The 25,004-nt window shown below is 67.3% G+C and carries 29 protein-coding genes; 17 read left to right on the top strand and 12 right to left on the bottom strand.

The window, feature by feature from the left end:
• Position 1 precedes the first annotated feature (1 nt).
• The 12 genes from flgC to Q4F19_RS19395 all read left to right on the top strand — a co-directional run bounded on the left by flgC (position 2) and on the right by Q4F19_RS19395 (position 10,529).
• A complete protein-coding gene (gene flgC, locus Q4F19_RS19450; protein WP_303546220.1) occupies positions 2–406 on the top strand; it encodes a flagellar basal body rod protein FlgC in 405 nt (134 codons plus the stop codon).
• Positions 403–1,080, top strand: coding sequence for a flagellar hook assembly protein FlgD (locus Q4F19_RS19445; RefSeq protein ID WP_303546218.1), 678 nt, complete (start codon positions 403–405; stop codon positions 1,078–1,080). The genes flgC and Q4F19_RS19445 overlap by 4 nt, the downstream gene beginning before the upstream one ends.
• A gap of 42 nt (positions 1,081–1,122) precedes the next feature.
• On the top strand, positions 1,123–2,424 hold the full coding sequence (locus Q4F19_RS19440; protein WP_303546216.1) for a flagellar hook protein FlgE: 1,302 nt from the start codon (positions 1,123–1,125) through the stop codon (positions 2,422–2,424).
• Positions 2,425–2,447: 23 nt separating this feature from the next.
• Entirely contained in the window at positions 2,448–3,191 is a 744-nt protein-coding gene (gene flgF / locus Q4F19_RS19435; RefSeq protein WP_303546214.1) for a flagellar basal-body rod protein FlgF, read from the top strand.
• Positions 3,192–3,216: 25 nt separating this feature from the next.
• The gene (flgG, locus tag Q4F19_RS19430; protein ID WP_303546212.1) at positions 3,217–4,005 is read left to right on the top strand and encodes a flagellar basal-body rod protein FlgG; all 789 of its coding nucleotides are present in this window, start codon (positions 3,217–3,219) and stop codon (positions 4,003–4,005) included.
• Positions 4,006–4,010: 5 nt separating this feature from the next.
• The gene (locus Q4F19_RS19425) at positions 4,011–4,703 is read left to right on the top strand and encodes a flagellar basal body L-ring protein FlgH (protein WP_303546210.1); all 693 of its coding nucleotides are present in this window, start codon (positions 4,011–4,013) and stop codon (positions 4,701–4,703) included.
• Positions 4,704–4,723: 20 nt separating this feature from the next.
• Complete coding sequence (locus tag Q4F19_RS19420; RefSeq protein WP_431312439.1) at positions 4,724–5,815, top strand: flagellar basal body P-ring protein FlgI; 1,092 nt, start codon at positions 4,724–4,726, stop codon at positions 5,813–5,815.
• On the top strand, positions 5,812–6,144 hold the full coding sequence (locus tag Q4F19_RS19415) for a rod-binding protein (protein WP_303546207.1): 333 nt from the start codon (positions 5,812–5,814) through the stop codon (positions 6,142–6,144). Before Q4F19_RS19420 ends, Q4F19_RS19415 begins: the two co-directional genes overlap by 4 nt.
• Positions 6,141–7,562, top strand: a complete 1,422-nt coding sequence (gene flgK, locus Q4F19_RS19410) for a flagellar hook-associated protein FlgK (RefSeq protein ID WP_303546205.1) — start codon at positions 6,141–6,143, stop codon at positions 7,560–7,562. Before Q4F19_RS19415 ends, flgK begins: the two co-directional genes overlap by 4 nt.
• Positions 7,563–7,572: 10 nt before the next feature.
• Entirely contained in the window at positions 7,573–8,493 is a 921-nt protein-coding gene (locus tag Q4F19_RS19405; protein WP_303546202.1) for a flagellin N-terminal helical domain-containing protein, read from the top strand.
• A gap of 112 nt (positions 8,494–8,605) precedes the next feature.
• Positions 8,606–9,469 (top strand): flagellar motor stator protein MotA, encoded by an 864-nt coding sequence (gene motA / locus Q4F19_RS19400; protein ID WP_303546201.1) that lies wholly within the window; start codon positions 8,606–8,608, stop codon positions 9,467–9,469.
• Between the two features lie 103 nt (positions 9,470–9,572).
• Entirely contained in the window at positions 9,573–10,529 is a 957-nt protein-coding gene (locus Q4F19_RS19395; RefSeq protein WP_303546200.1) for a flagellar motor protein MotB, read from the top strand.
• A gap of 113 nt (positions 10,530–10,642) precedes the next feature.
• Here the strand turns inward: Q4F19_RS19395 and Q4F19_RS19390 are convergent, their stop codons facing one another.
• The 3 genes from Q4F19_RS19390 to ppa form a co-directional block, all read right to left on the bottom strand.
• The gene (locus Q4F19_RS19390) at positions 10,643–11,479 is read right to left on the bottom strand and encodes a transglycosylase SLT domain-containing protein (RefSeq protein WP_303546198.1); all 837 of its coding nucleotides are present in this window, start codon (positions 11,477–11,479) and stop codon (positions 10,643–10,645) included.
• A gap of 147 nt (positions 11,480–11,626) precedes the next feature.
• Positions 11,627–13,129 (bottom strand): amidase, encoded by a 1,503-nt coding sequence (locus tag Q4F19_RS19385; RefSeq protein ID WP_303546196.1) that lies wholly within the window; start codon positions 13,127–13,129, stop codon positions 11,627–11,629.
• Between the two features lie 69 nt (positions 13,130–13,198).
• Complete coding sequence (gene ppa / locus Q4F19_RS19380; RefSeq protein ID WP_303546194.1) at positions 13,199–13,768, bottom strand: inorganic diphosphatase; 570 nt, start codon at positions 13,766–13,768, stop codon at positions 13,199–13,201.
• A gap of 104 nt (positions 13,769–13,872) precedes the next feature.
• Between ppa and hisS the strand changes: the two genes are divergently transcribed.
• The 5 genes from hisS to Q4F19_RS19355 all read left to right on the top strand — a co-directional run bounded on the left by hisS (position 13,873) and on the right by Q4F19_RS19355 (position 18,647).
• A complete protein-coding gene (hisS, locus tag Q4F19_RS19375) occupies positions 13,873–15,210 on the top strand; it encodes a histidine--tRNA ligase (RefSeq protein WP_303546192.1) in 1,338 nt (445 codons plus the stop codon).
• The gene (gene prfA / locus Q4F19_RS19370; RefSeq protein ID WP_303546190.1) at positions 15,207–16,289 is read left to right on the top strand and encodes a peptide chain release factor 1; all 1,083 of its coding nucleotides are present in this window, start codon (positions 15,207–15,209) and stop codon (positions 16,287–16,289) included. The genes hisS and prfA overlap by 4 nt, the downstream gene beginning before the upstream one ends.
• Before the next feature lie 4 nt (positions 16,290–16,293).
• Complete coding sequence (locus Q4F19_RS19365; RefSeq protein ID WP_303546188.1) at positions 16,294–16,680, top strand: hypothetical protein; 387 nt, start codon at positions 16,294–16,296, stop codon at positions 16,678–16,680.
• Positions 16,677–17,486: a peptide chain release factor N(5)-glutamine methyltransferase gene (prmC, locus tag Q4F19_RS19360; RefSeq protein ID WP_303546186.1), complete on the top strand. Its 810-nt coding sequence runs from the start codon at positions 16,677–16,679 to the stop codon at positions 17,484–17,486. Before Q4F19_RS19365 ends, prmC begins: the two co-directional genes overlap by 4 nt.
• 324 nt (positions 17,487–17,810) lie before the next feature.
• Complete coding sequence (locus tag Q4F19_RS19355; RefSeq protein ID WP_303546184.1) at positions 17,811–18,647, top strand: DUF4167 domain-containing protein; 837 nt, start codon at positions 17,811–17,813, stop codon at positions 18,645–18,647.
• A 100-nt stretch (positions 18,648–18,747) separates the two neighbouring features.
• On the opposite strand, the gene fliR is transcribed toward Q4F19_RS19355, so the two are convergent.
• The 9 genes from fliR to Q4F19_RS19310 all read right to left on the bottom strand — a co-directional run bounded on the left by fliR (position 18,748) and on the right by Q4F19_RS19310 (position 24,954).
• Positions 18,748–19,530: a flagellar biosynthetic protein FliR gene (gene fliR / locus Q4F19_RS19350; protein ID WP_303546182.1), complete on the bottom strand. Its 783-nt coding sequence runs from the start codon at positions 19,528–19,530 to the stop codon at positions 18,748–18,750.
• Between the two features lie 10 nt (positions 19,531–19,540).
• Complete coding sequence (gene fliQ, locus Q4F19_RS19345; protein WP_303546180.1) at positions 19,541–19,819, bottom strand: flagellar biosynthesis protein FliQ; 279 nt, start codon at positions 19,817–19,819, stop codon at positions 19,541–19,543.
• Between the two features lie 140 nt (positions 19,820–19,959).
• Positions 19,960–20,895 carry a flagellar type III secretion system pore protein FliP gene (gene fliP, locus Q4F19_RS19340; RefSeq protein WP_431312432.1) on the bottom strand — a complete coding sequence of 312 codons (936 nt, stop codon included), beginning with the start codon at positions 20,893–20,895 and terminating at the stop codon, positions 19,960–19,962.
• Positions 20,885–21,166 (bottom strand): FliO/MopB family protein, encoded by a 282-nt coding sequence (locus Q4F19_RS19335; protein WP_303546178.1) that lies wholly within the window; start codon positions 21,164–21,166, stop codon positions 20,885–20,887. Before Q4F19_RS19335 ends, fliP begins: the two co-directional genes overlap by 11 nt.
• The gene (fliN, locus tag Q4F19_RS19330; protein ID WP_303546176.1) at positions 21,163–21,483 is read right to left on the bottom strand and encodes a flagellar motor switch protein FliN; all 321 of its coding nucleotides are present in this window, start codon (positions 21,481–21,483) and stop codon (positions 21,163–21,165) included. Before fliN ends, Q4F19_RS19335 begins: the two co-directional genes overlap by 4 nt.
• 4 nt (positions 21,484–21,487) lie before the next feature.
• Complete coding sequence (locus Q4F19_RS19325) at positions 21,488–22,450, bottom strand: flagellar motor switch protein FliM (protein WP_303546174.1); 963 nt, start codon at positions 22,448–22,450, stop codon at positions 21,488–21,490.
• A complete protein-coding gene (locus Q4F19_RS19320) occupies positions 22,447–23,082 on the bottom strand; it encodes a flagellar basal body-associated FliL family protein (protein WP_303546173.1) in 636 nt (211 codons plus the stop codon). The genes Q4F19_RS19325 and Q4F19_RS19320 overlap by 4 nt, the downstream gene beginning before the upstream one ends.
• Positions 23,083–23,093: 11 nt before the next feature.
• Entirely contained in the window at positions 23,094–24,605 is a 1,512-nt protein-coding gene (locus Q4F19_RS19315) for a flagellar hook-length control protein FliK (RefSeq protein ID WP_303546170.1), read from the bottom strand.
• Positions 24,598–24,954: a hypothetical protein gene (locus tag Q4F19_RS19310; RefSeq protein ID WP_303546167.1), complete on the bottom strand. Its 357-nt coding sequence runs from the start codon at positions 24,952–24,954 to the stop codon at positions 24,598–24,600. Before Q4F19_RS19310 ends, Q4F19_RS19315 begins: the two co-directional genes overlap by 8 nt.
• Positions 24,955–25,004 lie beyond the last annotated feature (50 nt).

The raw sequence follows: 25,004 nt of genomic DNA, 5'->3' as shown, positions 1-25,004 counted from the left end.
GATGGCGAACAATCTTTCCGTGTTCGACATTTCGGGCCGCGCCATGTCGGCGCAGCTCGTGCGGCTGTCGACCGCCGCGTCGAACCTCGCCAACGCCAATTCGGTCTCGACCAACAAGGCCGATGCGTTCCGCGCGCTGAAGCCGGTCTTCAAAACGATCGGCGGGCAGGCCGGCACCGCCACGGTCGGCGTCACGCAGGTCGTCGCCAGCCAGACCGAGCCCACCCAGCGCCACGATCCGGGCAATCCGCTCGCCGACAAGGACGGCAATGTCTGGGAGGCGGGCGTCGATAGCGCCGCCGAGCTCGTCGAGATGATGGAAACCGCCCGCCAATATCAAAACAACGTCCAGGTTCTGCAGACCTCCAAGTCGCTGACCCTCGACACGCTGAGGCTCGAAAAATGACCATATCCACCGGTAACAGCTATCTGGATTCGCTCTCGAACAGCGCGTCCGCGTCCACGACGGCGACCAAGTCGAACAGCACGATCGACCAGGCCGGCTTCCTCAAGCTGCTCACGACGCAGATGACGATGCAGGACCCGACCGCGCCGATGGACAACAACCAGATGGTCCAGCAGATGGCGACCTTCAGCCAGGTCGCCGGCACGACCCAGATGAACACGACGCTGTCGTCGATGGCGGACAATATCGCCGCCAGCCGCTTCGGCAGCGCGTCCAACTGGGTCGGACATGCCGCGCTCGTGCAATCCGATATCGCCGCCGCCGCCTCGAACGGCGCCTTTGCGGGCGAGATCACGCTGCCGGATGCGGCGAGCGACGTGAAGCTCACCTTGCTCGATTCGAGCGGCCAGATCGTCCACCAGTCCGATCTCGGCGCGCACGATGCCGGCGCGGTCAACTGGAGCTGGGACGGCAAGGATGCCAACGGCAATGCCGTCGCCGGACCCGTCCAGATGCTCGTCTCCGCACCCGCCGCGACCGGTACGGGCAGCGTCACCGCCACGAACGCGGCCTGGACCGAGATCGCCTCGGTCCAGTCGCCCGTCAGCGGCACGACCAAGCTCGTCACGGCGCTGGGCAGCTTCGCGCCGAGCGACATCCAGGCCGTTTCCTAAACTCCCGCCTTCCCCCGAAAACCTGCTTCCAGGAGCCAAACCATGTCCTTCTTCACGTCGCTTTCGGGGCTCAAGGGCGCCCAGTCCGATCTTGCGGTCATCTCGAACAACGTCGCCAACGTCGCGTCGATCGGCTTCAAGAAGAGCCGCGCCGAATTCGGCGATCTGATCTCCGCCTCGCCGCTCCAGTCGGGCAATATCGCCGGGCAGGGCACGCGCCTGAAGTCGATCAGCCAGCAGTTCACGCAGGGCGGCTTCCAGACCTCGGATCGCGCGCTCGATCTCGCCATTTCGGGCCAGGGCTTCTTCGTCACCAAGACCGGCGCGCAGCTGAGCTTCACGCGCAACGGCGCCTTCTCGATCGACGAGAGCCGCTACCTGGTCGACAGCAACGGCGCCTATGTCCAGGTGCTGCCGGTCGATACGTCGGGCGCGGTCACCGCGACGGGCATCTCGTCCTCGCAGAATCTACAGGTGCCGCTCTCCGCCGGCCGGCCGAAGGCGACGACGACGCTCGATCTCTCGGCGACCTTCCCGAGCGATTCCGATCTGCCGGCCAGCCGCAGCGCCTACAATGCGACCTTCCCGTATAAGTTCGATCGCTACGATCCGCAGAGCTACAATTATTCGAGCGCGACGACCGTCTATGACAGCGCGGGCAATCCGCAGCAGGCGACGCTCTATTATACCCGCGTCACCGCGCCGACCGCGACCGATACGACGAGCAAGTGGGAAGCGCGCCTGTTCATCGGCGATCAGCAGGCGAGCGCCGACGGCAGCGCCGTCACCGATCCGCCCGCTCCGCTGGAGCTGACCTTCGCCGCGGACGGCTCGCTGACCTCGCCGACCAGCGCGCAGCAATTCTCGTCGGTCCTGCCCTCGGGCGCATCCGAGCCGATCGGCATCAACCTGAGCTACGGCACGACGACGCGCCAGGCCGCCTCCACTTTCACCCCCGGCGCCTTCCGCCAGGACGGCAAGGCCGCGGGCCAGCTCAACAACGTCTCGGTCGGCACCGACGGCCTGATCTCGGCGACCTTCTCGGACGGCACGACGACCAAGCTCGGCAAGATCATGATCGCCAATTTCGCCAATCCGAACGGCCTGCGCCAGCTCGGCGATGCGCGCTGGGGATCGACCGGCCTGTCGGGCGACGCGATCGTCTCCGAGGCGGGCTCGGGCTCGGCCGGCCTGATCCAGTCGGGTGCGCTCGAGCAGGCCAATGTCGACATCACCGAGGAGCTCGTCGCGCTGATCTCGGCGCAGCGCGATTTCTCGGCCAACGCCAAGGCGATCGAGACGGGCAACAACATGACCCAGACGATCATCAACCTGCGGACCTGACGGCGGGCACGGGGAGCTAGAGCATGGACCGGCTCATCTATTCATCGCTGGCGGCGATGCGGGGCGCGATGTCGCGGCAGGCGACGATCGGCAACAATCTCGCCAACGTGAACACCGCGGGCTTCCGCGGCGAGGTGACGCACGCCCAGGCGATGTGGCTCTCCGGCAAGGGTCTCGACACGCGCGCGACGGTGTCGGGCGAGGTGTCGGGCGCGGACATGAGCGCCGGCGCGGTCATGGCGACCAACCGCAGCCTCGACGTCGCGGTGGACGGCGATGCGATGCTGACCGTCCAGGCCGCCGACGGATCGGAGGCCTATACGCGGCGCGGCGATCTGCAGATGAGCGACAGCGGCCTGCTGACCACCGGCGACGGCAAGGTCGTCATGGGCGAGGGCGGGCCGATCACGCTGCCACCCTATGACAGCCTGTCGATCGGCAAGGACGGAACGGTCTCGATCGTGCCCGTCGGCGGCAAGGCGCAGGACGTGCAGGTCGTCGATCGGCTCAAGCTGGTGAGCCCCAAGGGCTCGCAGATCGCCAAGGGACTGGACGGCCTGTTCCACGAAATCTCGGGTGGCACGCTTCCTGCAGATCCCGATGCGAAGGTGACGGGTGGAAGCCTGGAAGGATCGAACGTCAACGCCTCCTCGGCGCTCATCGACATGATCGATGCGAGCCGATCGTGGGAGACGCAGGTGAAGATGCTTTCGACCGCCCAGGAACTGGACAAGTCCGCCGCCGATCTCATGCGCCTGCCCGATTGAGCCGGCGTCAGAAGGATAGAGAAAGATGACCAACGCAGCTCTCCACGTCGCCCGCACGGGGCTCGATGCGCAGAACGAGCGCATGCGCGTGATCGCCAACAACCTGGCGAACGTGAACACGACCGGCTTCAAGCGCGACCGCGCCCAGTTCGAGACGCTGGCCTACCAGTCGATCACGCAGCCCGGCGCGCCGTCTTCGGCCGACAACAAATATGCGACCGGCCTCAATCTCGGCTCGGGCGTCGCGATCAAGGCGACCTCGCGCATCTCGACGCAAGGGTCGGTCCAGCAGACCGAAAATGCGCTCGATTTCGCGATCGAGGGCGCCGGTTTCTTCCAGATCACCCAGCCCGACGGCACGACCGCTTATACGCGCGACGGCAATTTCCAGCGCTCGGCCGAGGGAAATATAGTCACCTCGGACGGCATGCCGCTCGTCCCCCAGATCCAGATCCCCGACGGCGCAAGCGCGATCACGGTCGGCTCGGACGGCACCGTCTCGGCGACGTTGCAGGGCCAGACCGCCGCGACCGAACTCGGCAAGCTCCAGATCGCGCGCTTCACCAACGAGGACGGCCTTCAGGCGATCGGCAACAATCTGCTCGTCGAGACCGCCTCCTCGGGTGCGCCGCAGATCGGCGATCCGGGCTCGGACGGGCGCGGCACGGTCCGCTCCGGCGCGCTGGAAAGCTCGAACGTCAATATCGTGGAAGAGCTGGTCGACATGATCGAGACGCAGCGCGCCTACGAGGTCAATTCCAAGCTCATCAAGGCGACCGACGAAATGCTGCAAACCGCGAACCAGCAGCTCTGATCGCGATGCGCATCACCTTCGCCATCCTCGCCGGCCTCGCCGCCGGCGCCGCGATCCTCGCTCTGCCGTCGCCGGCCGATGCCGGCCTGTTCGGGCTCGCCAAGGCCAAGGACAAGCCGAGCTATGCGCCGAGCTATTCGCCGCCCGCCGCCGCACCCGTCGCGGACGGCGCGATCTTCCACGCCGCGTTCGGCTATGCGCCGCTCACCTCGGGCACGCGCGCGGCGATGGTCGGCGATGTCGTCACGATCCTGCTCGTCGAGAAGACGCAGGCGCTGAAGAGCAACAGCGCCAACACCGATCGCAGCGGATCGATCAGCCTGACCCCGCCCGTCACCGGCCCCCTGGATTTCATCAAGGGCACGGACATCGGCACGTCGGGCGGCGGCAAGTTCGATGGCAAGGGCAATGCCGCCCAGTCCAATTCGCTCAACGGCGAGATCAGCGTCACGATCGCGCAGGTCTATCCGAACGGCACGATGCTGATCCGCGGCGAGAAGCAGCTCACGCTCAATCGCGGCGACGAGCAGATCCAGATTTCGGGGATCATCCGCCCCAACGACATCAGCTTCGACAATCGCGTGCTTTCCACGCGCGTCGCCGATGCCCGCATCACCTACACCGGCAAGGGTGAGATCGCGCGCGCCAGCAGCCAGGGTTGGCTCGGCCGCTTCTTCTCCCGCGTCAGCCCCTTCTAGGACCGATGATGACCCTCCGCTTGTCCCGTCTCCTGATCCTCGCCGCCGCGACGCTCGCCGCCTTCGCGCCGGCGCAGGCGGAGCGCATCAAGGATCTCGGCAATTTCCAGGGCCTCCGCTCGAACCAGCTGACCGGCTACGGCATCGTCGTCGGCTTGGCCGGCACGGGCGACGACAGCCTCGATTATGCGACGCAGGGCATGAAGGGCATCGCTTCGCGCTTCGGCCTGGCGCTGCCCGCGAGCATCAATCCGGCGCTCAAGAATGCGGCCGCGGTGATGGTCACCGCCGACATCCCGGCCTTCGCCAAGCCGGGCCAGAAGCTCGACATCACCGTCTCGGCGATGGGCAAGGCCAAGAGCCTACGCGGGGGCACGTTGCTGATGATGCCGCTGCAGGGCGCGGACGGCCAGATCTATGCGATGGCGCAGGGCAATCTCGCCGTCGGCGGGCTGGGCGTCGATGCCGCGGACGGATCGAAGATCACGGTCAACGTGCCGACCGCCGGCCGCATTCCCGGCGGTGCGACGGTGGAGCGCGAAGTCGCCGCCGGCTTCGCGACGACTCCCGAAGTCCTGTTCAACCTCGCCGAGGCCGATCTGACGACGGTCGCCCGCGTCGCGGATTCGATCAACGCCCGTTTCCCCGGCCGCGCACGCGCGATCGATGCCGCCACGGTCGCGATCGTCGCCCCGCCGGGCGCCGAGACGCGCACGATGCTGATGGGCCAGATCGAGGATCTGCTCGTCGATCCCGCCGATGCGCCCGCGCGCGTGATCGTCAATGCGCGCACCGGCACGGTCGTGATCAATGGTGCGGTCCGGATCGCGCCCGCCGCGGTCAGCCACGGCAAGCTGACCGTGCGCGTCAACGAGAATTACAAGGTCTCGCAGCCCGAGGCGTTCAGCCAGGGCGGCACCGCGATCGTGCCCAAGAGCGGCATCACCGTGGACGAGGAGAAGCGCCCGATGTTCCGCTTCGCCCCCGGCGCGAGCCTGTCCGATATCGTCAAGGCGGTGAACGCGATCGGCGCATCGCCGGCCGATCTGGTCGCGATCCTCGAGGCGCTGAAGCAGGCGGGCGCGATGAAGGCGGAGCTGATCGTGCTATGACCGACGCCGTCACCTCCTCCACGAGCGCGACGCAGGCGACGGTCCAGCCCGCGCAGCCGACCGACAAGCTGAAGGCCGTCGCCAAGCAGTTCGAGGCGGTGTTCCTGCGCCAGATGATCGGATCGATGCGCACCGCGAGCGCGAGCGAAGGGATCTTCGACTCCAGCGCGACCGAGCAGTTCCGCACGATGAGCGACTCCAAGCTCGCCGATACGATGGCCGAAAAGGGCGTGCTGCACGTCGCCGATCTGCTCGTGAAGCAGTTCGGCGCGCGGGTCACGGGCACGGCGACCGCCGGCGGCGACGCGACCAAGGATAGCGCGAAATGAGCGACCTTCTGTCGATCGGCCGGTCGGGCGTACTCGCCTATCAGGGCGCGCTGCAGACGATCGGCGAGAATGTCACCAATGCGGATACGGCGGGCTATTCGCGCCGCTCGGTCGTGCTCAAGGAGCAATCGACCTATATCGGCGCGTTCAGCCTCAATCGCTCGGCCGGCGCATTCGGCGGCGTCCAGGCGACGGGCGTCCAGCGCGTATGGGACCAGTATAAGGCGTCCAATGCCTGGACGAGCAATTCCGACGCGAGCGGCGCCAGCACGCGCACCCAATATCTCTCGACCGTCGAATCCTTGCTCAACGACAGCGATACCGGCCTCGGCACGCGCCTGACCGCGATCTTCGCGACCGCGACGCAGCTTTCAGCCAATCCGGCCGATACCGGGCTGCGCCAAGCCTTCCTGGGCGCGGTCTCCGATGCGACCACGGCGTTCCACACGACCGCGGCGAACCTCACCAAGCTGTCGGGCACGATCTCGACGCAGGCGAACCTGCTCGTCGGTCAGAGCAATGATGCGCTCGACAATCTGGCCAAGATCAATCTCGCGCTGCGGATCACGCCCAGCACGACGGCCGCGCGCGCGCAGCTCGAGGATCAGCGCGACGCTCTGCTCGGTACGCTGTCGGGCGCGATGGCGATCGACACGACCTTCGCCGCCGATGGTTCGGTCTCGGTCCGCATGAACGACGTCAGCGGCCCGCTGCTTCTCTCCAATACGGCGGTCTCGGCATCGCAGGTCAGGCTGCAGACCGCGACCGATGGCCGCCTCTCGATCTCCGTCCAGACCGAGGACGATACCACGCTAGCCGCGACGCCCACGGGCGGCGCGCTGGCGGGTCTCGTCGATGGCGCGGCGACCACCGCCGGGCGCCGCCAGCAGCTCGATGGCATGGCCACCGGCCTTGTCGATCTGCTCAACGGCTTCCAGGCCGCGGGCCTCACCGACGCGGGCGTCGCCGGCACGGACATGCTGGCCGGCACGGACGCGGCCTCGATCAAGCTCGTCGATCCGTTCGGGATCGCCGACATCGCCGCCGCCGGCGTCGCGCCGCCCGATCCCGCAGCACCCCCGGTCGATCCGCTCGATCCGCCGGTCCCGCCCGTCGCGGGCGCCGCCAACGGCAATCTACTGGCGCTTGTCGGCGACAATCGCGGGCCCGACGGACTCGAGCAGCGCTGGAAGACGATGGTCACCGATCAGTCGCTGCAGGTCTCCTCCGCCAAGCTCCAGGAGAGCGCCGCGTCGACGCGCAAGGACACCGCCTACACCGCACTCGACGAGACGACCGGCGTCGATCTCGACAATGAGGCGGCAGAGTTGCTGCGCTTCCAGCAGGCCTATTCCGCTTCGGCGAAGGTCATCCAGGCGGCGCGCGAAACGCTCCAGACCATTCTCGACTTGTTCTGAGGATAGCATCATGATCGGCGCAACCCGCTACATCGCCGGCGTCGAGATCCAGCGGCAGACGACCCTGTCCGCCGACATCTCGAAGCTGCAGCAGAGCATCTCCTCGAACAAGAGGCTGTCCGCCGCATCGGACGATCCGAAGGCCGCGGCGCGCATCGCCGACATCCGCCAGAACCAGTCGGACAATGCGGTCTGGCTGCGCAACACGACGACCGGCGCTGGCATCGCCAAGGCCGCCGACACGGCTCTGTCCAGCCTTTCGACGATGCTCCAGCGCGCCAAGGAGCTCGTCATCGCCGGTGCCAACGACACGAACGCCAATGTCGATCGCGCCCAGATCGCGACCGAACTGCGCTCGATCGCCGGCGAGATCACTGCGCTCAGCCAGACCAAGGATTCGAACGGGCAGGCATTGTTCCCGACCGGCGATCCGATCCTAATCCCGGTTTCGGCCGGCCGCAGCATCGCCGCGACGACGTCCGCCAAGACGCTCTTCGGCACGGTGCCGACCGAGCATGGCGATCGCTCGATGGCCGAGATCCTGACCGACGCCGCCGCAGCGCTGGAAGCCGGCCCCAACGACGACATCCCCTATACCGATAGCCTCGGCAACACGACCGATGCGGACTGCGAGCCGCTGGTGATGACGCGGGCGCAGGCGCTCACCTACAGCGTCGCCACGGTCAACGCGGCCGATGATCATGCGGTCGCAGCGCATACCGATCAGGGCCTTCGCGCGCAGCGCTTCGACGATACCAAGGATCTCCTGACCAGCGGCACCGACGATCTCAAGATCGAGCGGTCGTCGCTGGAGGATACCGATCTCACGCAGGCGGTGAGCGAATATCAGGCGAAGAGCCTCGCGCTGCAGGCGGCGCAGACGATCTTCGCGCAATCGCACAAGAGCACGCTCTTCGATCTGCTCGGCTGAATTCGTGGTTAAATCCGCCTTTACCATAAAGGCACGGGAACCGGGCCGTTAATCATAAACAGCGGGGGCAGGTGCGCCTCCGGTCGATCCAGTCCCGGGGAAGCCTTTTCTTATGTTCGCAGGTATCGGCCTCGTCGTCCTCCTGGTCATGGTGTTCGGCGGCTTCGCCTTCACCGGCGGCTCGCTCGGCCCCGTCATGGAGGCCATCCCGCACGAGATGATCATCATCGGCGGTGCGGCGATGGGCGCGATCGTCGCGGGCAATTCGATGAAGGAGCTGAAGCAGTTCGGCGGCGGCTTCGTGAAGGTCTTCAAGGGCCCGAAATACAAGAAGCAGGATTATCTCGACACGATCTTCCTCGTCTCCAAGCTGATGAAAATGCTGCGCACTGATGGCCCGGTCGCGCTGGAGCCGCATATCGAGGATCCCAAGTCCTCGGCGATCTTCGGCGAATATCCCAAGCTGCTGAAGGATTCGACGCTCATCCACATGATCACGGATACGCTGCGGCTCGTCGTCATCTCGTCGGGCACGCTGGATCCGATGGCGGTGGAGGACGTGATGGACAATGCGCTGAAGACGCACCACCATGACGACATCCGCCCGGCAGACATGCTGCAGAATCTTGCCGATGCGTTGCCGGCCCTGGGCATCGTTGCCGCCGTGCTCGGCGTGGTCAAGACGATGGGCTCGATCGACAAGCCGCCCTCGATCCTCGGCGCGATGATCGGCTCGGCGCTCGTCGGCACCTTCATGGGCATCCTGCTCGCCTACGGCATCGTCGGACCCTTCGCGAACCGCTGCAAGCAGGTGATCGAGGCGGACGCGGCGATCTACGGGGTGGTCAAGCAGATCATCGTCGCCTCGCTCCACGGCCATCCGCTGCCGCTGGTCATCGAAGCCGCGCGCTCGGGCATCACCCATTCGAACCAGCCGGCCTTCGCCGACGTGTTCGATGGCATGCGGGGTCGGTGATCCGGTGCTCCGGCGCAGGCCGGAGCCCTGAACTTGGAAGCGCACCGCTTCGTGACGCAGGACTCCGGCCTGCGCCGGAGCACGACGGTAAGGGATACTCATCATGGCGGCACCGGCGAAGAGGGGGAAGAACGAGCCCGAACCCCGTCCGATCATCGTCAAGAAGATCATCGCCGAGGGGCATGGCGGCCATCATGGCGGCGCCTGGAAGGTCGCCTACGCCGATTTCGTGACGGCGATGATGGCCTTCTTCCTGCTGATGTGGATTCTCGGCGCGACGACCGAGAAGCAGCGCAAGGGAATCGCCGATTATTTCACCCCGACGATGATCCAGCTCAAGCAGAAGAGCGCGGGCTCGAACGGGATGATGGGCGGCGATTCTATCACCTCGGTCGACAATTATCCGCACCGCGCCGGGCAGACCGGCAGCAAGAGCCTGACGATCCCCAAGAGTGCGGTCGGCGGCCCGTCCGAGGCCGAGCGCATGAAAGAGAAGCGCCGCTTCGGCGTGCTCGCCAAGATGCTAATGGAGAAGATCCAGAAGAATCCCGCGCTCAAGAAGTTCGCCGAGAATATCCGCTTCACCGATACGCGCGAGGGGCTGCGCATCGATCTCGTCGACAAGGCCGATTTCTCGATGTTCGCGGTCGGCACGGACACGCTCAATCCCGAGGCGCGCACGCTGATGGAGCAGGTTGCCCAGGTCGTGGAGGCCGCGCCCAATCCGGTGATCCTGCGCGGCCACACTGATGCTTTGCCTTATACGCGCGGCCAGTCGGTCAACAACTGGACGCTGTCGAGCGGCCGCGCCGAGGCGACGCGCCAAGCGCTGGCGCTGGCGGGCGTGCCGCAGAGCCGCTTCTACCGGATCGAGGGCGTCGCCGATCGCGAACCCTATATCCCGGCCGACCGCTACGATCCGCGCAACCGCCGCATGTCGATCACGCTCGCCTATATGAACGGCGACGACATGGACAAGCCGGAGAGCGGTGGGGAAATTTCGGTCGGGGCGGACGCGCCGGTCGTGGCCGAGAGCGGCCACAAGGGGGCGGGGCACTGATCCGCAATTTTTCCCCGTTCGTCCTGAGCTTGTCGAAGCACCGTCCTTTTTAGGAAGTAGGACAGCCCTTCGACAGGCTCAGGACAAACGGGAAAGGGGACGCAAGGCGGCCCTCACACCGTCGGCATGGACAGCATGAGATAGGCCAGCCGCGCCTGCGCCGGGGTCGGGCGCAGCACGTTCATCCGGCCCTGCTCCAGCGCGGCCAGGGTCTGCGAGACTTCGCCCGTCGCCGTGGCGTCGGTCGCGACCGTATCGTCTACCGCGAGACGGAAGCCGTTGATCCCGGTGGAAGGCGGTGCGCTGACGAGATCGCCCGCCTGCACCGAGAAATCGGACGCGCCGGAGAGCGCGTCGCCATCCGTATCCGCGCCGTTCTTGGCGAGCTTGCTGCCCATCAGCGAATAGACTTCGGAAAGGCTGCGCGGCGATCCGTCGCGCTCGTAGAAGATGCCGCGGTTCGATTGCGCCTCGCGCGGGAAGACCGAGGCCGCGCTCGCATTGGGCGCGGCGTTGCACGCCTGCAGGAAGCGCGTCGCGCCGCCGAGGCCGAGGAAATGGCACATGTAGAGATCGGTGCTGTTCGCCTCGCGGCCGATCGATCGGCCGAGGCTCTGCGCATTGTCGCTCGCATAGGACGCCGCCATCATCGAAGCGGGGCCGGCCTGCTCGCGCAGCGCCATCACCGCCTGGCGATATTGCGGCGCGACCGTGAAGCCGCCGCCTGCCTTGGCGCTGATCGCGTCCGCCGCCCAGCCATAGCCATGCTCGGTGCCGTGCTTCTTGACGATGCCGAGCCAGCTCTGATCGAGGAACTGGTAGAGACCCGTCGCCGACGATCCCGACGCCTTCGCGCCCGGATTGAGCCCGCTCTCGCTCTTGGCCTGCGCCAGCAAATACGAGAAATCCACGCCTGTCCGCTGCGCCGCCGCGCCGATCGCAGACCGCACGTCATCGCGTGCGCTCTCGATACTGGAGGGAAGGCGGGTGATCGACACGGGTCAGCGAGGCTCCGAATGGCTCGCCTCTATTTTCGTTTAGGAAGGTTAAGAGTTGGTAACCGTGATTAACCGGCCGATTTGGCCTGTTTTCCGGCGCTAGCGAGTCGGGTCGAGCGCCCCCCGCGCCGATTCGTACGCGGCGCCGAAGCCGAGTAGGTTGGCCTCGCTCCATGCGGTGCCGATGAAGCTCAGCCCTACCGGCAATCCTTTCACGTCGCCCATCGGCACGGTCAGGTGCGGATAGCCGGCGACCGCGGCGATGCTGCCGGCTCCCGGCCCGCGCCGGCTGCTGTCGCCGTTTACAGAATCGATCAGCGACGCCGGATTGCGCGTCGGGCCGACGAGCGCAGCGACGTCATATTCGTGGAGCAGCCGATCGATTCCCTCCGGCCCGGCATGGCGCTTCGCCCGGTCGCGCGCGGCGAGATAGGCCGGATCGTCTAGGCCCTTGGTCTTCTCGGCTTCGAGGAAGCTTTCCTGTCCGAACAGCGGCATCTCGCGATCGGCATTGGCGATGTTGAACGCGATTAGATCCGCCAAAGTCCGCGCGGTTACCTTGGGCGCGGCGCCGGCGAGATAGCCGTTCAGGTCGGCTTTCAGTTCGGTCATGAGCACCACATGCTCGTCCGCGCCGATCGTGGGATCGAACCTGCTCTCCTTGATGTCGACGAGAACCGCGCCCTGCGCGCGCAACACCGCCAGCGCTGCCTCGAAGACGATGTCGGTCCCTGCCGACAGGCCGGTATCGAAGCGCATCACGCCGATGCGGACGCCCTTCAGCGCATCCGGCCTCAGCGCCGCAGCATAATCGGCGCGGTGCGCGTCGGCCTGCGCCGTCGCGGGATCGGCGGGATCGCGCCCGGCGATCGCCGCGAGCACCAGTGCCGCGTCGCGCACCGTGCGCGTCATCGGCCCGGGCGTATCCTGGCTGTGGCTGATCGGAACGACATACGTCCGGCTGACGAGCCCGACCGTGGGCTTGAGCCCGACGACGCCGTTGACCGCGGCCGGGCCGGTGATCGATCCGTCCGTCTCGGTGCCGATCGCGAGATCGACGAGCCCGGCCGCGACCGCGGCGCCGCTCCCGGCCGAGGAGCCGCTCGGCGTCCGCGCCGGATCATGCGCGTTGACGGTCTGTCCGCCGACCGCGCTCCAGCCCGAGACCGAGGCGGTCGAACGGATATTGGCCCATTCGCTGAGATTGGTCTTGCCAAGAATGACCGCTCCCGCCGCGCGCAGCCCGGTCACGATCGGCGCGTCGCGCTTCGTATCGTTAGCGATGAGCGCGAGGCTGCCTGCCGTCGTCGGCTGGTCCTGCGTCTCGATATTGTCCTTGATCAGGATCGGACGGCCGAACAGGGCCCCGCGCGCCATGCGCTGCCGATCCAGCGCGCGCGCCTGCGCCGGCGCGTGCGGATTGATCGCGAGGACGGCCTTCAGGCGGGGATTGCTCCGCGCGATCCGAGCGAGTGCCTCGGTCGCGGCCTGTTCGGCGGGGCCGGGCGGCGGGACGGCGGCGCTACCGGACCCGGAGAGGAGCAGCGCGGCAATCGCCGCCGACCAACCCCATTTCCGTTCGTGCTGAGCCTGTCGAAGCACCGTCCTTCTCCCTCTGCGGAGGTATCGGAGAAGGACGGCCCTTCGACAAGCTCAGGGCAAACGGTCGGTTTAGAGCTGCTTGGCGCCCGCGTCGGTGCCGGTCTCGGCCTTCTTGCGCTCGGCCGCCTCGATCGCCTCGAGGATGATCTCCTTGGCCTCGGCCGTGTCACCCCACATGCCGATCCGGACCCACTTCTTCTTTTCCAAATCCTTGTAATGGGTGAAGAAGTGCTCGATCTGCTGCATCACGATCTCGGGCAGATCGCCCTTTTCCAGCACGTCGTGATAATAAGGGAAGGTCGAATCGGTCGGCACGCAGACGAGCTTCTCGTCGCCGCCGGCCTCGTCCTCCAGCTTCAGCACCGCGATCGGCCGCGCGCGCACGACGCAGCCCGGGATGAAGGGCGTGCGCGAGATGACGAGCGCGTCGAGCGGATCGCCGTCCGGCGAAAGCGTGTGCGGTACGAAGCCGTAATTGGCCGGATAGCGCATCGGCGTGTGCAGGATGCGATCGACGAACAAGGCGCCGGATTTCTTATCGAACTCGTACTTCACCGGCTCGCCGCCGGTCGGCACCTCGATGACGACGTTGAGTTCGTGCGGCGGGTTCGCGCCCGTGGGGATGAGATCGATGTTCATGGCGCGGGTTGGTAATGGTGCGACGCAACAGGGGCAAGAGGGCTTCTGGCGCCGCGCCGTGAGAGGTGACGATGCCGGGCCAATCCACTAGAGGCCGCGCGTCTATGGCGAAGATCGAAACACCCAAGGCCGTGCGCGGCACCCAAAGCATGCTCGGCGAAGAGGCGCAGCGCTTCACGAAGGTCGTCGAGACGTTCGAGCGCGTCCGCCGGCTCTACGGCTTCGGCCGCGTCGAGGTGCCCGTGTTCGAGGCGACCGCGGTCTTCTCGCGCAGTCTCGGCGAGACGACCGACGTCGTCTCCAAGGAGATGTATTCGTTCGAGGATCGCGGGGGCGATAGCCTGACGCTCCGCCCCGAATTCACCGCGGGCATCGCCCGGGCCTATCTGACCGAGGGTTGGCAGCAATATGCGCCGTTGAAGGTCGGCACGCACGGGGCATTGTTTCGCTACGAGCGCCCACAGAAAGGCCGCTTCCGCCAGTTCCACCAGCTTGATGCCGAGGTGATCGGCGCGGCCGAGCCTGCCGCCGACGTCGAACTGCTCGCTTTCGCCGATCAGCTTCTGAACGAGCTGGGCGTCGCGGATGGCGTGACGCTCCAGCTCAACACTTTGGGCGATTCGGCGACGCGCGATGCGTGGCGCGAGGCGCTCGTCGCGCATTTTGAGGGCGCCAAGGATGCGCTGTCGGAGGAGAGCGTCGCGCGCTTGGCCAAGAATCCGCTGCGCATTCTCGACAGCAAGGACCCCCGCGACCGCCCGATCGCCGACGCCGCGCCCGAAATCGACGCCTATATGTCGAGCGAGGCGGGCGCTTTCTTCGAGGCGGTGACGAAGGGGCTCGACGCCGCCGGCGTCCAGTGGACGCGCAACGCCCGGCTCGTGCGCGGCCTCGACTATTACCGCCACACCGCCTTCGAATTCGTCACCGATCGTCTTGGCGCGCAAGGCACCGTCCTCGGCGGCGGCCGCTATGATGGGCTGATCGAGACGCTTGGCGGCGCGCACACGCCCGCGGTCGGCTGGGCGGCGGGGATCGAGCGGCTAGCGATGCTGATTGATGCACCGGAGGCAGATCGCCCCTTCGCAACCGTCATACCGGAATCCTCTGCTGCTGAAGAGAACGCCTCTACCATCGTTGCGGCGCTACGAGCGAAAGGGGTCAGCGCGGAGATCGCGTTCAAGGGCAATATCAAGCGGCGCTTCGAGCTGGCCGCGAAATCTCAATCGCGTAGCAGGGTGGTGGTTACGGGGCCTAGATCGCACCCAGACGGTAGCCGAAATTTCGGAATATCGATCCGAGCCAATCACGATCACGAAGGCGGAGATCAAGCAGTCTACACTATCGTTGATGCTCTGAGCGCCAAGATCATCGATACTGAAGATCCTTTGAAACCGACAGCAAATCAGCTCGATACGGTGGTCCCGTTGCCTGCCCTATGACCACGATCCCCCTCGAGCGCATCCGCCAGATCGAGGCGCGCCGCGACGAATTGTCCGCGCAGATGTCGCGCGGCGATCTCGCCGCCGATCAGTTCGTGAAGCTCTCCAAGGATTATGCCGAGCTAGAGCCGGTCGCGCAGGCCGCGACCGAGGTCCGCCGCTACCGGCAGGAGCTCGCCTCGCTCTCCTACATGATCGAGGACGAGGAGGCCGATCCCGAGCTGAAATCGATGGCCGGCGAGGAACTGGCCGATCTGCGCGACAAGCTCGTCGTTGCCGAGCGCAGGCTCGCGCTCTCGCTCCTCCCCAAGGATGCCGCCGACGAGCGCTCGGCGATCCTCGAAATCCGCGCGGGCACCGGCGGGGACGAGGCCGCGCTCTTCGCGGGCGACCTGTTCCGCATGTACCAGCGTTATGCCGACGATCGCGGCTGGCGCGTCGAGATGATGTCCGCCTCCGCCGCCGAAATGGGCGGCTTCAAGGAAGTCATCGCCTCGATCACCGGCGCGGGCGTGTTCGCCAAGCTGAAGTTCGAAAGCGGCGTCCACCGCGTTCAGCGCGTCCCCGTCACCGAGAGCGGCGGGCGTATCCACACGAGCGCGGCGACCGTGGCGGTCCTGCCCGAGGCCGAGGAGGTCGACGTCCAGATCGCAGACAAGGATCTGCGGATCGATGTCTATCGCTCGTCCGGCCCGGGCGGCCAATCGGTCAACACCACCGATTCGGCGGTGCGCATCGTCCATATCCCTACGGGCACGGTCGTGATCCAGCAGGACGAGAAATCGCAGCACAAGAACAAAGAGAAAGCGATGAAGGTGCTGCGCTCGCGTTTGTACGAGGCGGAGCGCGCGCGGCTGGCGAACGAGCGCTCGGGCGCGCGCAAATCCATGGTGGGTTCAGGCGATCGCAGCGAACGTATCCGCACCTACAATTTCCCGCAGGGCCGCGTGACCGATCACCGCATCAACCTGACGCTGCATCGTTTGCCCGAGATCCTCGAGGGCGGCGGGCTGGAGGAACTGGTCTCGGCCCTGATCTCGGAGGACGAGGCCGAGCGGCTCGCTCTGCTCTCGGAATGAGGCCATGCCGCTCCTGCTGATCCTCGCTCTGGCCGCCGCCGATCCGCCGGCCGAGCCGGTCGCCGCGGCGACGGCGGAGATCCGCCAGAAGGTGATCGACGCGATCCGTGCCTGCCCCGAATCCAAGGGCGACGAGATCGTGATCTGCTCGCGCGATCGCGGCATCGCCGAATCCTATCGCCTGCCCAAGCTCGATCCGCGCTTCGCCGAGACCGATCCCAAGCTGAAGACGACCGAGGAGGCGCTCGACGGCGTCGGCGACACGGGCACCGGATCGTGCAGCGCGGTCGGCGCGGGCGGTGCCTTCGGCTGCGCCAAGCGCGACTATAACGACTGGGGCGACTGGAAGCGCCGCCAGCGCGCTGCGCGCCAGGCGCAGGGCGGCAAGTGACGATCGACGCAGCGCTGCGCGACGCTGCCGCTCGTCTCGCCGCGGTCACGCTCACCGCGCGGCTCGATGCCGAACTGCTGATGGCGCGGGCCTTGGGCATAAAGCGCGAGGCTCTGCTGCTCGGCGACCGTGATCGGCCCGCCCCCGAGGCCTTCGCCGGCTTCGTTGCGCGCCGCATTGCCAACGAGCCGATCGCTTACATCATCGGCCGGCAGGATTTCTGGACGATCAGCCTGACGGTCACGCCCGCCGTGCTGATCCCGCGGCCCGACAGCGAGACGCTGATCGAGGCCGCGATCGATCATTTCGCCGGCCGCGCGCCTCCAACTCATATCCTCGATCTGGGAACGGGCTCGGGCGCGCTGCTGCTCGCCGCGCTCGCCCAATGGCCGGGCTCGACGGGGACCGGCATCGACATCTCGCCGGCCGCGCTCGCCGTGGCGCGGGCCAATGCCGAGGCGCTGGGTTTCGCCGATCGCGCCTGCTTCGTCGAAGGCGGCTGGCGCGGCGATGCGGCGGCCGATCTGGTCCTGTGCAACCCACCCTATATCGGCACCGGCGAAAGCCTCCCGCCGGGCGTCGTCGATCATGAACCGGGCAGCGCCTTGTGGGCCGGCGCGGACGGGCTCGACGACTATCGCGCGATCGCTCCCCTGCTCGCTTTCGCGCCCGGCGGGATGGCCGCGATCGAGATCGGCGCGGCGCAGGGTGAGGCCGCAGCGGCGCTGTTTCGCGCGCAGGGTTTCGCGGTCGAACTCCGCCGCGATCTGGCCGGGCGCGATCGTTGTCTGGTCGTCACGCGGTGACGGCGACGAAAGACTGCGACGAACCGCCAAATCTTACCGCGCGTTAACCCTTATTCCCCTTGGCAGACGCGCTGCGACGCACTACATGTGAGTTCAGGACATAGGCGAGCCGGCTGCAGAAGCGCCGCTCACCTCAACCCCAAACCTCCAGGCTCGGCCGTCTTGCGGCGTCTCGGCAATGTGAGTGCCCGTGCTGCGCCTCATTCGCGCCGCCGGCCTGGAAATGGGGCGACATATCGGGCGGGATGCCCGGTTCCGATCTTCCGGGAAGGGCCCGGAATGGGAGTGGGTGCGGAGCACCAGTGACTGAAGGATCAGGCGAAGTTGATAAATAATCGTCAGAACGGCCGTCGTCGCGGCCGTGGCGGTCAGCAGGCGCGCAACGGTCAGCCCGGCAGCCAGGATCGCGGTAACCGGATCGACAACCGCGCGCGCGGCAACGCCGCCCAGCTCCTCGAGAAATATAAGAGCCTGGCGCGCGACGCGCAGATGCAGGGCGATCGCGTCAACACCGAATATTATCTCCAGTTTGCGGACCATTATTTCCGCGTGCTGAGCGAGAGCCGCAGCCGCTTCGATGAGCCGCGCCCGACGCCCGCGCGCCGCGACGATTTCCGCGACGAGTTCGGCCAGGACGCCGACGACGAGCAGGAGGGCCAGAACGGCTTCGAGGCCAACGGCCAGAACCAGAATGGCTGGGACGGCGAGGACGAGCGTCCCCGCCAGCAGGACGAGCGGCCACGGCAGCAGCAGGACGAGCGTCCTCGCCAGCAGCAGGCGCCGCGTCGCTACGAGCGGCAGGATCGTGCCGAGCAGCCTGTTCAGAGCGCCGAGTTCGTGCAGGCCGACGAAGGCCAGCCGCGGGTCGATGCCCAGCCGCGGAGCGACAACCAGCCGCGCGGCGAACGCCGCCCGCGCCGCGAGCGTCCCAATGGTGAAGCCCAGCGCGCGCCCAACGGCGGCAACGCGTATGTTGCGCGCGACGAGAGTGCGAACGAAGTGTCCGAGCGGATCGAGATCGATCGGCTGCCGGCGGGCTTCTCCACCACCCCGGCTCCGGTCGCGGCGGACGGCGAGGCCGGCGGCGAGGAGGCACCCCGGGTGCGTCGACCCCGCGCGCCGCGCAAGCCGAAGGGCGAGACCGCGACCATCGACGCCTGATCGGTCCGGTTTGTGAACAAGGAAGGGAGCGGTCTTCGGGCCGCTCCCTTTTTTGTGCTTTCGCCCGCGACCTCATCGTTCGTTTCGAACGGATATCAAGCTAGCGCCCCGCCGCGATCTTCCTTGCCTCGCCCAGTCCCGCATTGATCGAGGCGATGATCCCGTCGCCCATGCTCGGCGAGGCGATCGCCATCAGGACGAGGCCGGCGAGCAGGGTCGCGGGCAGGCCGACCGCGAACAGATTCATCGCCGGCGCCGAGCGCGACAGCATTCCCATCACGATCTGAACGAGGATCAGCGCGAAGCCGACCGGGAGCGCGATCGCGAGCCCCGCCGCGAAGAGATCGCCGCCGAACATCACGAGCCCGCGCAGGCTCGCCGCGGCCGGCATCGCCGATCCGACGGGCAGCGCGCGGTAACTGTCGACGATGATCGTCGCGAGGCTGAGATGCCCGCCGATCGAGAGAAACAGGAAGGTCGCGATGATCGACAGGAATTGCGCGAGCGCGGGCGTGGACGCGCCCGACATCGGGTTCATCATCTGCGCGAAGCCGAGCCCCATCGTATTGCCGATCGTCTCGCCCGCCAGCATGGCCGAGGAGAAGCCGATCTGCACGGCGAAACCAAGCGCGAGCCCCGCCAATATCTCGCCCAATACCAGCACGACGCCCGCGACCGAGGTCACGCCGTCCGGCGGCAGCTGGAAGGGGACCGCCGACAGCCCCGCCATTCCGACCGCGAGGCTGACGACGAGGCGAAGCTGGACGGGGACCGAAGCCATGCCGAAGATGGGGGCTGCGAAGAAGGCCGCACCCGGCCGGATCATCGCGACCAGCCAGAGCCAGAGCTGATCCTCGACATGTTCGAAGCCGGCCGGAAACATGCGCCCCGGCCTAGCGGACGAGATCGGGGATGCGCGCGAAGATGTCGCGTGTGAAGTCCGCGATCAGATAGAGGATCGCGCCGCCGAACAAGGCTAGCGCGATGCCGACGACGATCAGCTTGGGCACGAACGACAGCGTCTGCTCGTTGATCGAGGTCGCCGCCTGGATCATGCCGAGGATCAGGCCCGCGGCGAGCGCCGGGATCAGGATCGGCGACGAGGCGAGCGCGAGAATCCAGAGCGCCTGCTGGGCCACGCCAATGAAATAATCGGGGGATGCTGGTTCCACGTCTCACTCCCCTCCCTGGAAGGGAGGGGGAGGGGGTGGGTTGCCGTCCTGCGGGACGCGCCTTTCGACGCTTGCGCCGGCCTGTCGGCCGACCCACTCCCAGCCCCTTCCTTCCAGGGAGGGGAGCCGGCCGGCGCAGCTCACGTCTGGAAGCTCGCCGCGAGGCTGCCCATCGTCAGCGCCCAGCCATCGACGAGCACGAACAGCAACAGCTTGAACGGCATCGAGATGATCGACGGGCTCAGCATCATCATGCCGAGCGCCATGAGCGTCGAAGCGACGACGAGATCGATGATGAGGAAAGGCAGGAAGATCAGGAAGCCGATCTGAAAAGCGGTCTTGAGCTCGGAGGTGACGAACGAGGGCAGCAGGATCGTGAAGGGCACATCCTCGGGCCGCGCGAATTTGAGCGGACCCGCCGCCGCGCCGCCGCGCCGATCCGTCCCTGCCGCCATGTCGGTGAAGAGCTTCAGGTCCGTCTGGCGCGTCTGCTTGATCATGAAGCCGTGCAGCACGTTGGCCGAGCGGCTGATCGCCTCCTCGATCGGGATCTGGCCCGCGCCATACGGGCGGTAGGCGGTCTGCGTGATCTGGTCGACCGCGGGGCGCATCACGAACAGCGAGAGGAACAGCGCGAGGCCGACGAGCACCTGATTGGGCGGCGTCTGCTGGAGGCCGAGCGCCTGGCGCAGGATCGAGAGGACGATGATGATGCGCGTGAAGCTCGTCATCATCAGCACCAGCGACGGAAGCACCGTCAGCAGGCTCATCAGCAGCAGGATCTGCAGCGACAGCGAGAGCGGCTGGCCCGTGCCGCCGATCGTCCGCATCGCGCGGTCGATGCCGCCGGCGGGGTTGGGCGCGGCGGGCGGGGTTATTGCGGGCGCGGCCTGCGCGAAGACGGGGTGCGCAAGGAGCAAGGCGAGCAGGAGGACGGAGAGGAGGGCGATGACCTTCCAGCCGTTCGTCCTGAGCGAAGTCGAAGGACGGGCAGCCGGCGCCGCGCCCGGAGCACGTGCTTCGACAGGCTCAGCTCGAACGGGGAAAAGGAAGCGGGAGACCGACCTATTCGCCATCCGGCACCACGAAGGTGGGTGCGTCGGTCTCGGCGATCTTGTCGACGCGGCCGCGCGAGACCGCGAGCAGATAGCGCTTGCCGGCAAATTCGACGACCGCGAGCCGGCTCATCGGCCCCATCGGCATCGCATCGACGACGCGGATCGCGCGTTCGCGCTGGCCGAACGCCATACCCGGCTGAAAGCGGCGGTAGAGCCACAGCGAAAGGAAGGCGAGACCGCCGACCAGCGGCACCAGCAGCAGGAGCCGGGCCAGGTAATCCAACATCATTTGCGGCGTTCGAGCCCCCCCAGTCGTGCCTCTGCGGCGACGACATCGACGACCCTTATGCCGAACTTGCCACCGACAGTCACCACCTCGCCGCGCGCGACGAGCGTGCCGTTGACGAGGATGTCGAGCAGCTCGTTGGCGGCGCGATCCAGCTCGACCACCGAGCCCTCGGCCAGGTCCATCAGTTCGGCGAGCTTCAGGCTCGTCGAGCCGACCTCGACCGACAGGCGGAGCGGAATGTCGGCCAGAAGCCGGTAGTTGCGGCCCGACAGGCCCGTTTCGGCGCTCATCATCGGGGCTTCCATCATATCGCTCATCGACTCAACCCACTCTTTCAATCAGCATGGCGGCGCGCCCGTCCTGTTCGCCGATCTGGCCTTCGGCGACGGTGCGCGAGGCGATCAGCAAGGGCGTGCGCGGCAGGATCTGGATCGGGATCACGTCCCCCGGCTTCAGCGTCATCAATTGCGCGAGCGAGATTTCGGGCCGGGCGAGGATACTGCGCACCGGCATCTGCACCTCGGCGAGCGAGGCGGCGAGCATCGATCTCCAGGCCGTGTTGCCCGAGGGCGCATCGTCATGGACGCGCTTCGACATCTGCTCCTCGATCGGGCGCAGCATTGCGAGCGGATAGAGGACGGTGATCGTCGCGGGCTGGCCTTCGGCGGGCGTGATCGTGAAATTCTGGACGACGACCTGATCGTCGGGACGGATGAAGCGGATGTGGAAGCGGCTCGTCTCGCGCTGCGCGAGCGTCGCCTCGACCGGGATCACGTCGCGCCATGCCTCGACCATCAGGCCCGAGACCTTCTCCAGCAGACGGGCGAGCAGCAAGTCTTCGCTCGCGGAAAATTCGAGGCGCTTGGCGCTGGCCGCGGTCGGGCCGGCCGTTCCGCCATAGAAGCGCTCGATCAGGGCCGCGACGAAATCGGCCGGGATCGCGATCAGCATCCCACCCTTCATCGGTTGGAGCCGATAGTGGCTGAGGCTGATCAGATTGGGCTGCGCCTCCAGCCACTCGTCGAACGAGCGCGTCGTGAGCGGCACCGCGGCGACCTGCGTGCGGACCTGGACGAAGGGCTCGATCACGGTACGCAGCGAGCGCGCGATCTTCTCGCCCATTCGCTCGAGCCCGCTGAGGCGCTCGGCCGGGCGGAAACTGTCGCTGCCGAGCGCGAAGGTCAGCACCTCGGGTCCGGGCCGCGTCGCCTGCGCGATCGCCTCCTCGAAGCCGTCGCTCAGAACGTCCTCGTCGCCGAACTGGTCGCCCCCCGATCCGCTCATTGGATGATGAAGCTTGTGAAGAAGACGTCGCCGACGCCGCCGAAGCCTTCATTTTCCTTGAGCGTCTTGTTGATCGCATCGCGCAGCTGCTTGCGCAGATCGGCCTTGCCCTGCGGCGTGTTGAGCGCCTCGGCGCTCTGCTGCGCGAGGACCTGCAGCACCGCCGAGCGCACCGGCATGTCCGCCGCCTTGAGATTGTCGATGACCTTCATGTCGTAGAAGGTGGAGACGCCGATGCCGACCTGAAGGAAGCCGTCCGTATCCGCCAGGTTCGACGTGAAGGGCGCATCCATCGAATAAAAGGTCGCCTGATATTGCGACGGATCGGGATTGGCAGGCTCGGGGCCCGTATCGGGCACGCCGCCGCCGCCGGAGATGTTGCTCTTCTCGCCGCCGCCTTCGCCGTGACCGCCCTCGGCGCCCGCGGAGTGGCCGTCCTCGCTCTTCAGCATCAGCTTCGGGCGATTCGGATCCTCTTTCTTCTCGTGCGCGCTGCCACCGGTCTTGCCGGCGGCCCACAGGCCCGCGCCGGCACCGCCGCCGATGAGGACGAGCGGCAGCACGCCGAACATCACCAGCTTCTTGACCAGACCGCCCTTCTTCTTGGGCTTCGGCTCAGCCGCGTCGCTCATAAACGGATTCCCTACGCGTAAAGATCGGATCGGGCGTCCGTCTGGGACGTGCGCACCGGCTCATCCGCTTCTGCGGGAACAAGGTTAATAAATGTCTGATCACGCCCGGACTGGCGCTGCGATTGTTCCTGGGCGAGGCTCGCAAAAGTTGAAGCCGCGCCCTGCTGACCCGATTGGCCTGCGCCCGAACCGCCGAGATCGACGCTCGTCTCGCGCAATGTCAGACCCTGCGCGCGCGCTTCGGCGGCGAGTCGCGGCTGCGCGTCGGCTAGCATCGCGCGGCCCGCTTCGGTGTCGGCGCTGAGGCGAACTGAGGCGCCTTCGGCCGAGTGATTGATGTGGACGGTCAGGCTGCCGAGATGGTGCGGGTCGAGCCGGAAGCTCAGCTGCCCATCCTTGCCCGCGGTCGCGGCGATGTCGCGGGCGAGCGTGTCGAGCCACTGTCCGTCACGCGCAACCGAAAGCTCGCGGGTGACGGCGGCGTCGGGCGCCTGCGCGGTCGCGAGAGTGGCCGTGGCGGATCCTGGATCGGCCGGTGCGGTCGCGTTCGGCGCGGGCTGTGCGGTGAAGAGCGGCGCTACCGTATCGAGCGTGGCCTGCTTCTCCTTCGGGCGCTCGAGATCGGCGACCCGCGGTGCGACCGCCGAGGCGGGCGCGATCTGCGCGGTCGGCTGGTTGACGGCCACCTGGTCCGGGACGCCGGGACGGGCGGCGACGGGCTTCGGCTGGTCGGCGAGCACGGGCTGGGCCGCGGCGTCGAGAGCCTCGGCCGGAGCCGGCCCCTGTGGCGGCAGCGCGACCGACTCTGCGCCCGCGGCGGTAGGCACGGTACCGCCAAGCAAGCGCGCCGCGAGGCTTGCAAAGCGCGAGGGGCGGGGAGTGGCGGGCAGCGATTCGACGGTGGCCTCGGCTTCGCCGGTGGGCTCGGCCGAGCTGGCGTCGGCAGTCTGCGAGCCCGCGATTGGAGCGCTGGCACCGTCCGCTGCCTTCGCGGCGGAGGTAGTTGCGGGAGAGGCGGCGATCAGCGCGATTGCGGCGGCGGCCGTGACCGGAGTGGCAGCGGGCTTGGTCGTGATCGTAACGGGCGAGACTATCGCGACGGGCATCGCGATCGGCGCCGGCGGGGGCGGGGCCAGCGCGAGCATCATCGCGAGCTGCGGGTCCTCGCTTTTGGTCGCGTCGCCCTTGTCGTCATCGGTGGGCGCGTCGCCCGTGTCGTCCCGCTCGGGCTCGGCGAGAATGGGTTCCTCGGTCGCGGTCGTGGGAAGGGCAGGCTTCGGCGCTACGATCACGGTCGGCAGCGCGACCGCGATCGGCGTCGGCGGCGTCGCGGGCGCGGGCGTCGCGCTATCGGCATCGGTGGCGGGCGTCAGCGAGGCGAGCAAGGCGGCGAAGGGATCGACCGCGGCGTCGCCCGTCGCGGGTGCGCCGACGGCAGCACCCGGCGTGGCGGCGGCGGGCGTCGCAGCGGTGACGCTCGTGGTGGCGAGGATGGGCGAGGCGGCGAGGGCGATATCAGTCATTCTCGGCTTCCTTGCGACGGGGGCGGAAGGCTGCGGCCATCCGTTCCTCGATCATCTTGTGCATGTTGGCGACGGCGCGGACCTGGAGCCGCTCGGCGCTTTCGCGCGCGATGTGCGCGCCGATCCGCTCCTGCGAGCGTAGCTCGACCACCTCCCTGGCCGACCCGATCGCGCGATTGAGCCCGTGGCGGACATCGTCGAGCCGCATCGCCAGCTCGCGCGAATGGCCAAGCGCGGCGCCGCTGGTAACGCCCGCCTGCCCCGACAGGCTGTCGCGCAGCCCCTGCAGGCGCGATGCGTTGCCCTCGAGCTGGACGAGCTTACCCTCGGCAACCGCCGCAGCGCCCACCGCCTGGAGATGCTGGACCTTCCGAACGCGGGCGATTCGGGCTCTTCGAT

The sequence above is a fragment of the Sphingomonas natans genome (assembly GCF_030546695.1).
Lineage (GTDB): Bacteria > Pseudomonadota > Alphaproteobacteria > Sphingomonadales > Sphingomonadaceae > Sphingomonas_I > Sphingomonas_I natans.
This window is presented reverse-complemented; position numbering and strand designations above follow the sequence as displayed.

Coding starts and splice junctions, on each gene's coding strand:
- flgC (WP_303546220.1), top strand. CDS start 2: ATGGCGAACAATCTTTCCGTGTTCGACATTTCGGGCCGCGCCATGTCG.
- Q4F19_RS19445 (WP_303546218.1), top strand. CDS start 403: ATGACCATATCCACCGGTAACAGCTATCTGGATTCGCTCTCGAACAGC.
- Q4F19_RS19440 (WP_303546216.1), top strand. CDS start 1,123: ATGTCCTTCTTCACGTCGCTTTCGGGGCTCAAGGGCGCCCAGTCCGAT.
- flgF (WP_303546214.1), top strand. CDS start 2,448: ATGGACCGGCTCATCTATTCATCGCTGGCGGCGATGCGGGGCGCGATG.
- flgG (WP_303546212.1), top strand. CDS start 3,217: ATGACCAACGCAGCTCTCCACGTCGCCCGCACGGGGCTCGATGCGCAG.
- Q4F19_RS19425 (WP_303546210.1), top strand. CDS start 4,011: ATGCGCATCACCTTCGCCATCCTCGCCGGCCTCGCCGCCGGCGCCGCG.
- Q4F19_RS19415 (WP_303546207.1), top strand. CDS start 5,812: ATGACCGACGCCGTCACCTCCTCCACGAGCGCGACGCAGGCGACGGTC.
- flgK (WP_303546205.1), top strand. CDS start 6,141: ATGAGCGACCTTCTGTCGATCGGCCGGTCGGGCGTACTCGCCTATCAG.
- Q4F19_RS19405 (WP_303546202.1), top strand. CDS start 7,573: ATGATCGGCGCAACCCGCTACATCGCCGGCGTCGAGATCCAGCGGCAG.
- motA (WP_303546201.1), top strand. CDS start 8,606: ATGTTCGCAGGTATCGGCCTCGTCGTCCTCCTGGTCATGGTGTTCGGC.
- Q4F19_RS19395 (WP_303546200.1), top strand. CDS start 9,573: ATGGCGGCACCGGCGAAGAGGGGGAAGAACGAGCCCGAACCCCGTCCG.
- ppa (WP_303546194.1), bottom strand. CDS start 13,768: ATGAACATCGATCTCATCCCCACGGGCGCGAACCCGCCGCACGAACTC.
- hisS (WP_303546192.1), top strand. CDS start 13,873: ATGGCGAAGATCGAAACACCCAAGGCCGTGCGCGGCACCCAAAGCATG.
- prfA (WP_303546190.1), top strand. CDS start 15,207: ATGACCACGATCCCCCTCGAGCGCATCCGCCAGATCGAGGCGCGCCGC.
- Q4F19_RS19365 (WP_303546188.1), top strand. CDS start 16,294: ATGCCGCTCCTGCTGATCCTCGCTCTGGCCGCCGCCGATCCGCCGGCC.
- fliR (WP_303546182.1), bottom strand. CDS start 19,530: ATGTTTCCGGCCGGCTTCGAACATGTCGAGGATCAGCTCTGGCTCTGG.
- fliP (WP_431312432.1), bottom strand. CDS start 20,895: ATGGCGAATAGGTCGGTCTCCCGCTTCCTTTTCCCCGTTCGAGCTGAG.
- Q4F19_RS19335 (WP_303546178.1), bottom strand. CDS start 21,166: ATGATGTTGGATTACCTGGCCCGGCTCCTGCTGCTGGTGCCGCTGGTC.
- fliN (WP_303546176.1), bottom strand. CDS start 21,483: ATGAGCGATATGATGGAAGCCCCGATGATGAGCGCCGAAACGGGCCTG.
- Q4F19_RS19325 (WP_303546174.1), bottom strand. CDS start 22,450: ATGAGCGGATCGGGGGGCGACCAGTTCGGCGACGAGGACGTTCTGAGC.
- Q4F19_RS19320 (WP_303546173.1), bottom strand. CDS start 23,082: ATGAGCGACGCGGCTGAGCCGAAGCCCAAGAAGAAGGGCGGTCTGGTC.
- Q4F19_RS19315 (WP_303546170.1), bottom strand. CDS start 24,605: ATGACTGATATCGCCCTCGCCGCCTCGCCCATCCTCGCCACCACGAGC.